The 14118-nt window shown below is 71.4% G+C and carries 12 protein-coding genes; all 12 read right to left on the reverse strand.

From position 1 onward, the window contains the following. Positions 1-338: 338 nt before the first annotated feature. Entirely contained in the window at positions 339-1547 is a 1209-nt protein-coding gene (gene metK, locus ACWH4W_RS26720) for a methionine adenosyltransferase (protein ID WP_473078392.1), read from the reverse strand. 237 nt (positions 1548-1784) lie between these two features. Next, positions 1785-2987 (reverse strand): bifunctional phosphopantothenoylcysteine decarboxylase/phosphopantothenate--cysteine ligase CoaBC, encoded by a 1203-nt coding sequence (gene coaBC / locus ACWH4W_RS26725; RefSeq protein ID WP_473078393.1) that lies wholly within the window; start codon positions 2985-2987, stop codon positions 1785-1787. Positions 2988-3107: 120 nt separating this feature from the next. Further along, a complete protein-coding gene (gene rpoZ / locus ACWH4W_RS26730; RefSeq protein WP_106415143.1) occupies positions 3108-3380 on the reverse strand; it encodes a DNA-directed RNA polymerase subunit omega in 273 nt (90 codons plus the stop codon). A gap of 62 nt (positions 3381-3442) precedes the next feature. Then, entirely contained in the window at positions 3443-4036 is a 594-nt protein-coding gene (gmk, locus tag ACWH4W_RS26735) for a guanylate kinase (protein WP_473078394.1), read from the reverse strand. A gap of 60 nt (positions 4037-4096) precedes the next feature. Then, complete coding sequence (locus ACWH4W_RS26740) at positions 4097-4420, reverse strand: integration host factor (RefSeq protein WP_003977346.1); 324 nt, start codon at positions 4418-4420, stop codon at positions 4097-4099. A 287-nt stretch (positions 4421-4707) separates the two neighbouring features. Beyond that, a complete protein-coding gene (pyrF, locus tag ACWH4W_RS26745) occupies positions 4708-5553 on the reverse strand; it encodes an orotidine-5'-phosphate decarboxylase (protein ID WP_473078395.1) in 846 nt (281 codons plus the stop codon). Next, entirely contained in the window at positions 5550-6656 is a 1107-nt protein-coding gene (locus tag ACWH4W_RS26750) for a quinone-dependent dihydroorotate dehydrogenase (RefSeq protein ID WP_473078396.1), read from the reverse strand. The genes pyrF and ACWH4W_RS26750 overlap by 4 nt, the downstream gene beginning before the upstream one ends. Before the next feature lie 48 nt (positions 6657-6704). Beyond that, positions 6705-10019 carry a carbamoyl-phosphate synthase large subunit gene (gene carB, locus ACWH4W_RS26755; RefSeq protein ID WP_473078397.1) on the reverse strand — a complete coding sequence of 1105 codons (3315 nt, stop codon included), beginning with the start codon at positions 10017-10019 and terminating at the stop codon, positions 6705-6707. Beyond that, positions 10012-11154 (reverse strand): glutamine-hydrolyzing carbamoyl-phosphate synthase small subunit, encoded by a 1143-nt coding sequence (gene carA, locus ACWH4W_RS26760; protein ID WP_473078398.1) that lies wholly within the window; start codon positions 11152-11154, stop codon positions 10012-10014. Before carA ends, carB begins: the two co-directional genes overlap by 8 nt. After that, positions 11151-11711: a PH-like domain-containing protein gene (locus tag ACWH4W_RS26765; RefSeq protein WP_473078399.1), complete on the reverse strand. Its 561-nt coding sequence runs from the start codon at positions 11709-11711 to the stop codon at positions 11151-11153. Before ACWH4W_RS26765 ends, carA begins: the two co-directional genes overlap by 4 nt. Continuing rightward, positions 11708-13021, reverse strand: a complete 1314-nt coding sequence (locus tag ACWH4W_RS26770) for a dihydroorotase (RefSeq protein WP_473078400.1) — start codon at positions 13019-13021, stop codon at positions 11708-11710. The genes ACWH4W_RS26765 and ACWH4W_RS26770 overlap by 4 nt, the downstream gene beginning before the upstream one ends. Positions 13022-13026: 5 nt before the next feature. Beyond that, positions 13027-14019, reverse strand: a complete 993-nt coding sequence (locus ACWH4W_RS26775) for an aspartate carbamoyltransferase catalytic subunit (protein WP_473078401.1) — start codon at positions 14017-14019, stop codon at positions 13027-13029. Between the last annotated feature and the right edge of the window lie 99 nt (positions 14020-14118).

The raw sequence follows: 14118 nt of genomic DNA on the forward strand, positions 1-14118 counted from the left end.
TCCAAACCCGACTGACAACGCCCCCCGCCCGCCCCGGACCGGGCGCACACCGACGCTCCTCGGGCGACCGCGCCCCGGCGGCCGGGCGGCCCCGCCCGAAGACCCCGCGCCCCAGTCGCTCGCACCCCGCCGTCGCGGGCAGCCGTCGGGCCTCCCCCACTGCTCAAAGGCCTGGGGGACCGAGCGGCACGGGTGGACGCAACGGCGTCCCGTACTGCTGGGCAACCGCACGGACGAGCGCGGGCGGGAGCCGGCACAGCCCTCCCCGGACGCACCGGGGCCCGGTGCCCCTCCTGGCGGGAGGGGCACCGGGCCTCGGCGGCGGAACAGCGTGCGGGCTACAGCCCCGCGGCCTTCCGCAGCGCGTCCACGCGGTCGGTGCGCTCCCAGGTGAAGTCCGGCAGCTCACGGCCGAAGTGGCCGTACGCGGCGGTCTGGGCGTAGATCGGACGCAGCAGGTCCAGGTCGCGGATGATCGCGGCGGGACGGAGGTCGAAGACCTCGTCGATCGCCCGCTCGATCTTCTCCACGTCGACCTTGGCGGTGCCGAAGGTCTCCACGAACAGACCCACCGGCTCGGCCTTGCCGATCGCGTACGCGACCTGCACCTCGCAGCGCGCGGCCAGGCCGGCCGCCACCACGTTCTTGGCGACCCAGCGCATCGCGTACGCCGCCGAGCGGTCCACCTTGGACGGGTCCTTGCCGGAGAAGGCGCCGCCGCCGTGGCGGGCCATGCCCCCGTAGGTGTCGATGATGATCTTCCGGCCGGTCAGGCCGGCGTCACCCATCGGGCCGCCGATCTCGAAGCGTCCGGTCGGGTTCACCAGCAGCCGGTAGTTCTCGGTGTCGAGCTTGATGCCGTCCTCCAGCAGCGCCTTCAGCTCCGGCTCCACGACGAACTCGCGGATGTCGGGGGCGAGCAGCGACTCCAGGTCGATGTCGGAGGCGTGCTGCGAGGAGACGACCACGGTGTCCAGGCGGACCGCCTTGTCGCCGTCGTACTCGATGGTGACCTGGGTCTTGCCGTCCGGGCGCAGGTAGGGGATGGTCCCGTTCTTGCGCACGTCGGACAGGCGCTTGGAGAGCCGGTGGGCGAGGAAGATCGGCAGCGGCATGTACGTCGGCGTCTCGTCCGTCGCGTAGCCGAACATCAGGCCCTGGTCGCCCGCGCCCTGCCGGTCCAGCTCGTCGTCGTCGCCCTCGACCCGGGTCTCGTACGCCGTGTCGACGCCCTGGGCGATGTCCGGGGACTGCGCGCCGATCGACACCGAGACGCCGCAGGAGGCGCCGTCGAAGCCCTTCTTCGAGGAGTCGTAACCGATCTCCAGGATCTTGCTGCGCACCAGCGTCGCGATGTCCGCGTACGTCTTGGTGGTGACCTCGCCGGCCACGTGCACGAGACCGGTGGTGATCAGGGTCTCGACGGCGACCCGGGAGGACGGGTCCTCGCGAAGCAGCGCGTCGAGAATGGTGTCGCTGATCTGGTCAGCGATCTTGTCGGGGTGACCCTCGGTCACGGACTCCGAGGTGAACAGACGACGGGACACAATGCTCCCTGGGGTTGCAGCGGCTGCTGGCTGATCATGGGCGAACGGCGGGGGCTGCACCCGACGCCGTCGGTGGAACAGTTTATCGGTCGTGCGTCGCCACCGGTCGCCCCGTCTCGCCTCGCGAGAGCGCCGTGACCTGCGGCACGGGCATTCTCCCCGTGCGGGGCGCGGTTCGCCAGAGGCACCACGCCCCGGATGGCGAGGTTCCGGATGGCCGGGGAACGGATGAGCCACTCATGCGAGACGTTCGGCCACCAGGTCCCAGACGGTGTCGGCGAGGGCCTCCTTCGGCCCGTGCGGGACGGGCGTCTCGCTGCCGTCGGCACCCAGCACCACGGCCTCGTTGGTCTCGGCGCCGAAGGTCTTCGCCTCGCCCACCTCGTTCACCACGAGGAGGTCGCACCCCTTGCGCTTCAGCTTGGCGCGGCCGTTGGCGAGCACGTCGTCGGTCTCCGCGGCGAAGCCGACGATCACCTGTCCGGTCCTCGCCCGGTCGCCGGAGACCTCCGCGAGAATGTCCGGATTCCGTACCAGGGTGATGGGCTCCGGCTCCGTGCCGTCCTTCTTCTTGATCTTCCCGGACGCGTAGACGGCGGGGCGGAAGTCGGCCACGGCGGCGGCCATGACCACCGCGTCGGCGTCGGCGGCGGCGCCGAGGACGGCCTCGCGCAGTTCCACGGCCGTGCCGACGCGCACGACGTCCACGCCGGCCGGGTCGGGCAGCGCGGTGTTGGCGGCGATCAGGGTGACGCGGGCGCCGCGGGCGGCGGCGGTGCGGGCGAGGGCGTAGCCCTGCTTGCCGGAGGAGCGGTTGCCGAGGAAGCGGACCGGGTCGAGGGGCTCGCGGGTGCCTCCGGCGCTCACCACGACGTGCCGTCCGGCGAGGTCGGGCGCGGCGGCGCCGCGGACCAGGACGCGACGGCAGACCTCGAAGATCTCGGCCGGGTCGGGCAGTCGGCCCTTGCCGGTGTCGACGCCGGTGAGGCGGCCCACGGCCGGCTCGACGACGACGGCGCCGCGGGCGCGCAGCGTGGCCACGTTCTCCTGAGTGGCCGGGTGCTCCCACATCTCGGTGTGCATGGCGGGGGCGAGGACCACCGGGCAGCGCGCGGTGAGGAGGGTGTTGGTGAGGAGGTCGTCGGCGAGGCCGTGGGCGGCCTTGGCGAGCATGTCGGCCGTGGCGGGTGCGACGACGACCAGGTCGGCGTGCTGTCCGATGCGGACGTGCGGCACCTCGTGGACGTCGTCCCAGACCTCGGTGGAGACCGGGTTGCCGGACAGGGCGGACCAGGTGGCGGCGCCGACGAAGTGCAGGGCGGAGGCCGTGGGGACGACCCGTACGTCGTGGCCCGACTCCGTGAGCCGCCTCAGCAGCTCGCAGGCCTTGTAGGCGGCGATGCCGCCGCTGACCCCCAGAACGACCTTCGGCTTGTCCACCGTCTCTCCCCGGACCTCGGAAACCTTGCCATCACCCATGAGACACCACAGGCCCGGCAGACGTGCTGCCGGGCCTGTGGAAAAGTCAGCTGCGAGCTGATCGTACGACGTACTGACCGATCACTGGGCGGGGCCGTCGACGGCCTCGGAGGTCAGCAGTCCCGCGTTGATCTCGCGCAGGGCGATCGAGAGCGGCTTCTCGTGGACGTGGGTGTCGACGAGAGGACCGACGTACTCGAGCAGGCCTTCGCCGAGCTGCGAGTAGTACGCGTTGATCTGGCGGGCCCGCTTGGCCGCGTAGATCACGAGGCTGTACTTCGAGTCCGTGGCCTCGAGGAGCTCGTCGATCGGCGGGTTGATGATGCCCTCGGGCGCGGAGATGGAAGAGGACACGCTCTACCTTCCGATGGATGGGAAAGATGCAGTCGCTTCGACCGGCGGACAGTCGCCCACGGTCACACGACGTTCATCAAGGCTAGCAGCTCACGGCCGACCTCCTGGACGGAGGTGTTGACCAGGGTCGTGTCGAACTCCGGTTCGGCGGCGAGCTCGGTCCTCGCGGCCTCCAGACGGCGCTCGATGACCTCCGGCGACTCGGTGCCGCGGCCGGTGAGCCGGCGCACCAGTTCCTCCCAGGAGGGAGGGGCCAGGAACACCAGCTGGGCCTCGGCCATGGACGCGCGGACCTGCCGCGCGCCCTGGAGGTCGATCTCCAGGAGCACGGGCACACCCGCCTCCAGGTGCTCCAGCACCGCCGCGCGGGGCGTGCCGTAGCGGTTCCCCGCGAACTCGGCCCACTCCAGCAGCTCGCCGTTGGCGATCAGCTTGTCCATCTCCTCGTCGGTGACGAAGAAGTAGTGGACGCCGTGCTGCTCACCGGGGCGGGGCTTGCGGGTCGTCGCCGACACCGAGAGCCAGACCTCGGGGTGTTCCTTGCGCATATGAGCGACGACCGTGCTCTTGCCGACCCCGGAGGGGCCGGAGAGCACGGTCAGCCGCGGACGTTCGTCCGGGGGTGCGGGGGTCGCCCCCCGGGGTGTTGCAGCCATGCGGCGATTATTCCAGCAATCGCGGGGTGTCCGGGACGCCGGTCCCGGACCGCCCGTGACTCAGGAGCCGGTGCTGCCGAACTCGCGCTCCAGGGAGGCGATCTGGTTCGAACCGAGACCCCGCACGCGGCGGCTCTCGGAGATTCCCAGACGCTCCATGATCTGCTTGGCGCGGACCTTGCCCACGCCCGGCAGGGACTCGAGCAGGGCGGAGACCTTCATCTTGCCGATGACGTCGTTCTCCTGGCCCTGCTTGATGACCTCGTGCAGGGAGGCGCCGGAGTGCTTGAGTCGATTCTTGACCTCGGCCCGCTCCCGGCGAGCCGCGGCGGCCTTTTCGAGCGCGGCTGCGCGCTGTTCAGGGGTAAGGGGCGGAAGAGCCACGCCTACGTCACCTCGGATGTCGAACTGTCGGATACGGACCGGTGAGGAACCTAGTCGCCCCACACCTGGGGAGCTACGAGCAACACGTGCCCGTTCTCCCCCACTGCCTGGAAGGCGTGGGAGGTAGCCCCACCCGTCGGAGACTAGCGGCCAGAGCGCTCTGAGTCAGCGAGAACAGAGGAAAAGTCCTGGTCAGCCTCCGTCAGGTCGGACATTCTGGACAAAATTCCTCGGATTTGAGGGTGGATCCACAGTGCGACCACCACGGAGCCCCCTCGTGGGCCGTCTCAGGCGGACGTCACCGCGGCCCGGATCTCGTCCGCGAACCGCTCCGCGGCGTCACGCAGAGCGACCACGTCGGGACCGTGGCGCAACACCCCGCGGCTGACGTTCGGCACCACGTTGCGCACCGCGCGCCCGAAGACCGCCGGGAGGTCCGCCGCCGTCGCCCCCTGCGCCCCGATGCCCGGCGCGAGGATCGGCCCGCCCATGCCGAGGTCGTAGGAGGACAGGTCGCCGAGGGTGGCGCCGACGACCGCGCCGAAGGATCCGAGCGGCTCCTCCCCCGCGTTCTCCAGCGCCAGGTGGCCGAGGACCGTCGCCCCGACCGTGCGCCCGTCGGCCCGCACCGCGTGCTGCACCTCGCCGCCCTCCGGGTTGGAGGTCAGCGCCAGCACGAACAGCCCGGCGCCGGACTCCCGGGCCAGCGCGACGGCCGGGCTCAGCGAGCCGTAGCCGAGGTACGGCGACACGGTGAGCGCGTCGGAGAACAGCGGCGCGTCCCGGTGCAGGAACGCCTCCGCGTAGGCGGCCATGGTCGAGCCGATGTCGCCGCGCTTGGCGTCCATGACGACCAGCGCCCCGGCCGCCCGCGCCTCCCGCACCGTCTTCTCCAGGACGGCGACGCCGCGTGAGCCGAACCGCTCGAAGAAGGCGCTCTGCGGCTTGAGCACGGCGACCCGGTCGGCCACCGCCTCGACGACGGTGCGGCTGAACCGCTCCAGACCGTTCACGTCGTCGTCGAGGCCCCACTCGGCGAGCAGGGAGGCGTGCGGGTCGATGCCCACGCACAGGGGCCCCCGCTCGTCCATCGCGCGGCGCAGCCGTGCGCCGAAGGGTTCGGGACCGGTCATGCGGACGTCCTCACGTCGGCGCCCACCGCGTCGGCGAGCGTGGCGTAGGGGCTGGTGCGCAGCCGTGCGGCGAGCCCCTTGTGGATGGCGCGGGCCCAGCAGGGGCCCTGGTAGACGAAGGCGCTGTACCCCTGGACCAGGGTGGCGCCGGCCAGGATGCGCTGCCAGGCGTCCTCGGCGTCCTCGACGCCGCCGACGCCGACCAGGGTGATGCGGTCGCCCACGCGCGCGTAGAGGCGGCGCAGCACCTCGAGCGAGCGGGCCTTGAGGGGCGCGCCGGACAGTCCGCCGGTCTCCTGGACGAGGGCCGGGGCCGCGGTCAGGCCGAGTCCCTCGCGGGCGATGGTGGTGTTGGTGGCGATGATGCCGTCCAGGCCCAGTTCCACGGCGAGGTCGGCGACGGCGTCGACGTCCTCGTCGGCCAGGTCGGGGGCGATCTTCACCAGCAGCGGCACCCGGCGGGCCGGGACCGCGCGGTCGGCGGCCTCGCGCACGGCGGTGAGGAGCGGGCGGAGCTGGTCCACGGCCTGGAGGCTGCGCAGCCCGGGGGTGTTCGGGGAGGAGACGTTGACCACCAGGTAGTCGGCGTGGGGCGCGAGCCGCTCGGCGGACTTCACGTAGTCGGCGGCGGCCTCGGACTCCGGGACGACCTTGGTCTTGCCGATGTTGACGCCCACGACCGTCTTGAACACCGGCTCGCGGGAGGCGAGGCGGGCGGCGACGGCGAGCGAGCCGTCGTTGTTGAAGCCCATGCGGTTGATCAGCGCCCGGTCGGGGACCAGCCGGAACAGCCGCTTCCTGGGGTTGCCGGGCTGCGGCTCGCCGGTGACCGTGCCGATCTCTACGTGGTCGAAGCCGAGCATGGCCAGGCCGTCGATGCCGACGGCGTTCTTGTCGAAGCCGGCGGCCAGTCCGAAGGGGCTGTGCAGGCGCAGTCCGAGGGCCTCGGTGCGCAGTTCCTCGTGGCGCGGGGCGAGCACCGCGGCGACGAAGGTGCGCAGGACCGGGACGCGGGCGACGCGGCGGATCCAGCGGAAGGCCAGGTGGTGGGCCCGCTCCGGGTCCATGCGTGAGAAGAGCAGGGTGAAGAGAATCCTGTACATGGTGTCCTCATGGAGAGGGGGACACCGTTTCCGGTGTCCCCCTGGGGGCTACTGGTCCTCGCGGGCCGCGGTCAGGTGCTCCGCGTGTTCCTGGAGCGAGCGGACGCTCACGTCGCCCCGGTTGAGCGCGTCGATGCCCTGGACCGCGGCGGCGAGCGCCTGGACCGTGGTCAGGCAGGGCACCGACCGGGCCACCGCCGCCGTACGGATGTCGTAGCCGTCGAGGCGGCCGCCGGTGCCGTACGGGGTGTTGACGATGAGGTCGACCTCGCCGTCGTGGATGAGCTGGACGATGGTCTTCTCGCCGTTCGGGCCGGTGCCCTCGAAGTGCTTGCGCACCACGGTGGCGTTGATGCCGTTGCGCTTGAGGACCTCGGCGGTGCCGGAGGTGGCGAGCAGCTCGAAGCCGTGGGCCGCCAGCTCGCGCGCCGGGAAGATCATCGAGCGCTTGTCCCGGTTGGCGACCGAGATGAAGGCGCGGCCCTTGGTGGGCAGCGGGCCGTAGGCGCCGGCCTGCGACTTGGCGTAGGCCGTGCCGAAGACGCTGTCGATGCCCATGACCTCACCGGTGGAGCGCATCTCCGGGCCGAGGACCGTGTCGACGCCGCGGCCGTGGATGTCGCGGAAGCGGGTCCACGGCAGCACGGCCTCCTTGACGGAGATCGGCGCGTCCAGCGGCAGCTCGCCGCCGTCGCCGGTGGCCGGGAGCAGGCCCTCGGCGCGCAGTTCGGCGATGGTGGCGCCCAGCGAGATCCGCGCGGCGGCCTTGGCCAGCGGCACCGCGGTGGCCTTCGAGGTGAAGGGCACGGTGCGGGAGGCGCGCGGGTTGGCCTCCAGGACGTAGAGGATGTCGCCGGACAGCGCGAACTGGATGTTGATCAGTCCGCGTACCCCGACACCGCGCGCGATGGCCTCCGTGGAGGCGCGCAGCCGCTTGATGTCGAAGCCGCCGAGGGTGATGGGCGGCAGGGCGCACGCCGAGTCACCGGAGTGGATGCCGGCCTCCTCGATGTGCTCCATGACGCCGCCGAGGTAGAGCTCCTCGCCGTCGTAGAGGGCGTCGACGTCGATCTCGACGGCGTCGTCGAGGAACCGGTCGACGAGGACCGGCCGGGAGGGGCTGATCTCGGTCGACTCGGCGATGTACGCCTCCAGCCGGTTCTCGTCGTAGACGATCTCCATGCCGCGGCCGCCGAGCACGTAGGACGGGCGCACCAGGACCGGGTAGCCGATCTCGTCGGCGATGGCCTTGGCCTCGGCGAAGGTGGTGGCGGTGCCGTGCTTGGGCGCGGGCAGGCCGGCCTCCTTGAGGACCCGGCCGAAGGCGCCGCGGTCCTCGGCGGCGTGGATGGCCTCCGGCGGGGTGCCGACGATGGGCACGCCGTTGTCCTTGAGCGCCTGGGCGAGGCCCAGCGGGGTCTGCCCGCCGAGCTGGACGACGACGCCCGCGACCGGGCCGGCCTGCTGCTCGGCGTGGACGACCTCCAGGACGTCCTCCAGGGTGAGCGGCTCGAAGTAGAGCCGGTCGGAGGTGTCGTAGTCGGTGGAGACGGTCTCCGGGTTGCAGTTGACCATCACGGTCTCGTAGCCGGCGTCGCTCAGGGCGAAGGAGGCGTGGACGCAGGAGTAGTCGAACTCGATGCCCTGGCCGATGCGGTTCGGGCCGGAGCCCAGGATGATGACGGCCGGCTTCTCGCGGGGCGCGACCTCGGTCTCCTCGTCGTAGGAGGAGTAGAAGTACGGCGTCTTCGCGGCGAACTCCGCGGCGCAGGTGTCGACCGTCTTGTAGACCGGCCGGATGCCGAGCACCTGGCGGACCTCGCGGACGACGTCCTCGCGCAGTCCGCGGATCTCGCCGATCTGCTGGTCGGAGAAGCCGTGCCGCTTGGCCTCGGCGAGCAGGTCGGCGGTCAGCTCGGGGGCGGCGGCCAGCTCGTCGGCGATCTCCTTGATGAGGAAGAGCTGATCGACGAACCACGGGTCGATCCTCGTGGCCTCGAAGACCTCCTCGGGGGTGGCGCCCGCGCGGATGGCCTGCATGACGGCGTTGATGCGGCCGTCGGTCGGGCGGACGGCCGCGCGCAGCTGTTCGGTCTTGTCGCCGGGGTCGCCGGTGAAGGTGAACTGGCTGCCCTTCTTCTCCAGCGAGCGCAGCGCCTTCTGGAACGCCTCGGTGAAGTTGCGGCCGATCGCCATGGCCTCGCCGACCGACTTCATGGTGGTGGTGAGGGTGGAGTCGGCGCTCGGGAACTTCTCGAAGGCGAACCGCGGGGCCTTCACGACCACGTAGTCGAGGGTCGGCTCGAAGGAGGCCGGGGTCTCCTGCGTGATGTCGTTCGGGATCTCGTCGAGGGTGTAGCCGACGGCGAGCTTGGCCGCGATCTTGGCGATGGGGAAGCCGGTCGCCTTGGAGGCGAGCGCGGAGGACCGGGAGACGCGCGGGTTCATCTCGATGACGATGACCCGGCCGTCCTCGGGGTTCACCGCGAACTGGATGTTGCAGCCGCCGGTGTCGACGCCGACCTCGCGGATCACGGCGATGCCGATGTCGCGCAGGATCTGGTACTCGCGGTCGGTGAGCGTCATCGCCGGGGCGACGGTGATGGAGTCGCCGGTGTGCACGCCCATGGGGTCGAAGTTCTCGATGGAGCAGACGACCACGACGTTGTCGTTCTTGTCGCGCATCAGCTCCAGCTCGTACTCCTTCCAGCCGAGGATGGACTCCTCCAGGAGCACCTCGGTGGTCGGCGAGAGGGTGAGGCCCTGGCCGGCGATGCGGCGCAGCTCCTCCTCGTCGTGCGCGAAGCCGGAGCCGGCGCCGCCCATCGTGAAGGAGGGGCGGACGACGACCGGGTAGCCGCCGAGTTCCTCGACGCCCTTGAGGACGTCGTCCATGGAGTGGCAGATGTACGAGCGGGCGGACTCGCCGTGGCCGATCTTGCGGCGCACGGCCTCCACGACCTCCTTGAACAGGTCGCGGTCCTCGCCCTTGTGGATCGCCTCGACGTGGGCGCCGATCAGCTCGACGCCGTACTTGCCGAGGACGCCGTTCTCGTGCAGGGAGATCGCCGTGTTGAGGGCCGTCTGGCCGCCCAGGGTGGGCAGCAGGGCGTCCGGCCGCTCCTTGGCGATGATCTTCTCGACGAACTCGGGCGTGATCGGCTCGACGTAGGTCGCGTCGGCGATCTCCGGGTCGGTCATGATCGTCGCCGGGTTGGAGTTGACCAGGACGACGCGCAGGCCCTCGGCCTTGAGCACGCGGCAGGCCTGGGTGCCGGAGTAGTCGAACTCCGCGGCCTGGCCGATGACGATCGGGCCGGAGCCGATGACCAGGACGGACTGGATATCGGTGCGCTTAGGCACGCTGGCCCTCCATCAGGGAGACGAAGCGGTCGAACAGGTAGGCGGCGTCGTGCGGGCCCGCGGCCGCTTCGGGGTGGTACTGGACGCTGAAGGCCGGCTTGTCGAGCAGCTGGAGGCCCTCCACCACGTTGTCGTTGAGACAGACGTGGGACACCTCGGCGCGGCCGAACGGGGTGTCGGAGACCTGGTCGAGGGGGGCGTCGACGGCGAAGCCGTGGTTGTGCGCGGTGACCTCGACCTTGCCGGTGGTGCGGTCCTGCACCGGCTGGTTGATGCCGCGGTGGCCGTACTTCAGCTTGTAGGTGCCGAAGCCGAGGGCCCGGCCGAGGATCTGGTTGCCGAAGCAGATGCCGAACAGCGGGGTGCCGCGCTCCAGCACGCCCCGCATCACGGAGACGGCGTGGTCGGCGGTGGCGGGGTCGCCGGGGCCGTTGGAGAAGAACACGCCGTCCGGGTTCACCGCGTACACGTCGTCGACGGTCGCGGTGGCGGGCAGCACGTGCACCTCGATGCCGCGCTCGGCCATGCGCTGCGGGGTCATGCCCTTGATGCCGAGGTCGACGGCGGCGACGGTGAACTTCTTCTCGCCGATCGCGGGGACGACGTACGGCTCGGTGGTGGCGACCTCGGCGGAGAGGTCCGCCCCCTCCATCTCGGGCGCCTCCTGGACGCGGGCGAGCAGGGCGGCGGCGTCGCGGACGGCGTCGCCGCTGAAGATGCCGACGCGCATGGCACCGCGCTCGCGCAGGTGCCGGGTGAGGGCGCGGGTGTCGACGCCGCTGATGCCGACGACGCCCTGGGCGGCCAGCTCCTCGTCGAGGGTGCGGCGGGAGCGCCAGCTGGACGGCACGCGCGCGGGGTCGCGCACCACGTAGCCGGAGACCCAGATCCGCTGGGACTCGGCGTCCTCGTCGTTGACGCCGGTGTTGCCGACGTGCGGGGCGGTCATCACCACGACCTGGCGGTGGTACGACGGGTCGGTGAGGGTCTCCTGGTAGCCGGTCATGCCGGTGGAGAACACCGCTTCGCCGAAGGTCTCCCCCACCGCCCCGTAGGCACGGCCGCGGAAGATCCGGCCGTCCTCCAGGACGAGTACGGCGGGAACCCTGGCGGCTCCCCTGGTGGAGGTTGTCATCGTGCGCCTTCCGTCTTGTTGATCATGTTCGTGAGGGCTTCGACCCACTCGGTGTGCTCGGCCGCGTGGTCGGAGCGGAACCCGGAGTCGATGAGCCGGTCGCCGTGCTGCCAGGTGATCACCAGCAGGCCGCCCTCGGTGAGGACCTTGCCGGCGATGCCCTTGTCGAGCCGGGCCTCGCGCAGCGCGCCGGCCGGGACGAAGAAGTCGTCCGCGCCGGGGCGTGCGACGTCCAGTCCGGCGTCGCTCAGGGTGAGCTCGGCACGGCTGCGGGTGCCCAGGCCGTGCGCCACGATGCGGTCCAGCCACTGACCGGCGGTGGTCGAGCCGTGGTAGCGGCCGCTCATGGTCAGGATCGCCGGGCCGGGGTCGTCCGGCGTGGCGTGCAGCTCCGGCAGGTCGCCCTGGAGCGTGCCGCGCCACTTCCAGCCCTCGCGCATCAGCCAGTAGACGAGCGCGACGAAGAGGGCGAGACCGACGACCCAGCCGATCCGGGCGGCCCAGTCGGTCACTTCCGCCGATTGCTTCTCGGCGGCCAGCAGGATGAAAGATGTCACGTGAGCTTCCCGTCGACGAGCGTGGCCTTGCCCCGGAGCCAGGTGTGCGTGACACGGCCCGGCAGCTCACGGCCCTCGTAGGGCGTGTTGCGGCTGCGCGAGGCGAAGCCCGCGGGGTCCACCGGTCCACGGTATGCCGTGTCGACGAGGGTGAGGTTGGCGGGCTCACCTGCCGAGACGGGGCGGCCGTGGCCCTCGGCGCGTCCGATGCGCGCCGGGGTGAAGGACATGCGGTCGGCGACGCCGGCCCAGTCCAGCAGACCGGTGTCGACCATCGTCTCCTGGACCACCGACAGCGCGGTCTCCAGGCCGACCATGCCCATGGCGGCCGCGGCCCACTCGCAGTCCTTGTCCTCGTGCGGGTGCGGGGCGTGGTCGGTGGCGACGATGTCGATGGTGCCGTCGGCGAGCGCCTCGCGCAGGGCCAGGACGTCGCGCTCGGTGCGCAGCGGCGGGTTGACCTTGTAGACCGGGTTGTACGAGCGCACCAGCTCGTCGGTGAGGAGCAGGTGGTGCGGGGTGACCTCGGCGGTGACGCGGATGCCGCGGGACTTGGCCCAGCGGACGATCTCCACGGACCCGGCGGTCGACAGGTGGCAGATGTGGACGCGGGAGCCGACGTGGTCGGCGAGCAGCACGTCCCGGGCGATGACCGACTCCTCGGCGACGGCCGGCCAGCCGCCGAGGCCGAGCTCGGCGGAGACGACGCCCTCGTTCATCTGGGCGCCCTCGGTGAGCCGGGGCTCCTGGGCGTGCTGGGCGACGACGCCGTCGAAGGCCTTCACGTACTCCAGGGCGCGGCGCATGATCACGGCGTCGTGGACGCACTTGCCGTCGTCGGAGAAGACGGTGACGCCGGCCGCGGACTCGTGCATGGCGCCCAGCTCGGCGAGTTTCCGCCCCTCCAGGCCGACGGTGACGGCGCCGACCGGGCGTACGTCGCAGTAGCCGTGCTCCTTGCCGAGCCGCCAGACCTGCTCGACCACGCCGGCGGTGTCGGCGACCGGGAAGGTGTTGGCCATGGCGAACACGGCCGTGTAGCCGCCGCTCGCGGCGGCGCGGGTGCCGGTCAGCACGGTCTCGGAGTCCTCGCGGCCGGGCTCGCGCAGGTGGGTGTGCAGGTCGACCAGGCCCGGCAGCAGCACCTTGCCGCCGGCCTCGACAACGGTCACGTCCTGCGCGCCTCCGGCACGGCCGGCGCCCTCGGCGGACAGCCCGGCGCCGACCTGAGTGATCGTTTCGCCGTCGATCAGGACGTCCTGCGGCTCGCCGCCGAGCACCTTCGCACCACGGATCAGGGTCTTGCTCATCGGTCTCACTTCTCCTCGGCGGTACGGGCGGGGGCGGGCGTGCCGGCGGTCTGGAACTCGGCTCCGCCGAGCAGCAGGTACAGGACGGCCATCCGGATGGAGACGCCGTTGGTGACCTGTTCGATGACGGTGCAGCGGCCGGAGTCGGCGACCTCGGCGGTGATCTCCATGCCGCGGACCATCGGACCGGGGTGCATCACGATGGCGTGCTCCGGCATCCGCGCCATGCGGTCGCCGTCGAGGCCGTAGCGGCGCGAGTACTCGCGCTCGGTGGGGAAGAACGCGGCGTTCATCCGCTCGCGCTGGACGCGCAGCATCATCACCGCGTCGGACTTGGGCAGCGTGGAGTCCAGGTCGTACGACACCTCGCAGGGCCAGGTCTCGACGCCGACCGGGAGCAGGGTGGGCGGGGCGACGAGGGTGACCTCGGCGCCGAGGGTGTGCAGCAGGTCGACGTTGGAGCGGGCGACCCGGCTGTGCAGGACGTCGCCGACGAGGGTGATGCGGCGGCCGTTCAGGTCCTGGCCGAGCCCGGTGTCCCGGCCGACGAGCCGGCGGCGCATGGTGAAGGCGTCGAGCAGCGCCTGGGTGGGGTGCTGGTGGGTGCCGTCGCCGGCGTTGATGACGTGGGCGTCGATCCAGCCGGAGGTGGCGAGCCGGTAGGGGGCCCCGGAGGCGCCGTGCCGGATGACGACCGCGTCGACGCCCATGGCCTCCAGGGTCTGGGCGGTGTCCTTCAGGGACTCGCCCTTGGAGACGCTGGAGCCCTTGGCGGAGAAGTTGATGACGTCCGCGGACAGCCGCTTCTCGGCGGCCTCGAAGGAGATCCGGGTGCGGGTGGAGTCCTCGAAGAAGAGGTTGACGACGGTACGGCCGCGCAGGGTGGGAAGTTTCTTGATCGGCCGGTCGGCCACCCGGGCCATCTCCTCGGCGGTGTCGAGGATGAGGACGGCGTCGTCGCGGGTGAGGTCGGCGGCCGAGATGAGATGACGCTGCATCTGTCAGGCTCCGTGAAGGCAGTTCAATGAGGCGAAATCGGGCAGACGGGTACGCGCGTGGGCGTGCCGCGCCGGCGCACACGCGTCCGGTGTGCGCTT

This window comes from Streptomyces sp. DSM 120436 (assembly GCF_055778765.1).

Excerpts from the sequence above, each read along its gene's own strand:
- pyrF (WP_473078395.1), bottom strand. The coding sequence starts at position 5,553 with ATGACCGGTCCCGAACCCTTCGGCGCACGGCTGCGCCGCGCGATGGAC.
- ACWH4W_RS26750 (WP_473078396.1), bottom strand. The coding sequence starts at position 6,656 with ATGTACAGGATTCTCTTCACCCTGCTCTTCTCACGCATGGACCCGGAG.
- ACWH4W_RS26775 (WP_473078401.1), bottom strand. The coding sequence starts at position 14,019 with ATGCAGCGTCATCTCATCTCGGCCGCCGACCTCACCCGCGACGACGCC.
- gmk (WP_473078394.1), bottom strand. The coding sequence starts at position 4,036 with ATGGCTGCAACACCCCGGGGGGCGACCCCCGCACCCCCGGACGAACGT.
- ACWH4W_RS26770 (WP_473078400.1), bottom strand. The coding sequence starts at position 13,021 with ATGAGCAAGACCCTGATCCGTGGTGCGAAGGTGCTCGGCGGCGAGCCG.
- carA (WP_473078398.1), bottom strand. The coding sequence starts at position 11,154 with ATGACAACCTCCACCAGGGGAGCCGCCAGGGTTCCCGCCGTACTCGTC.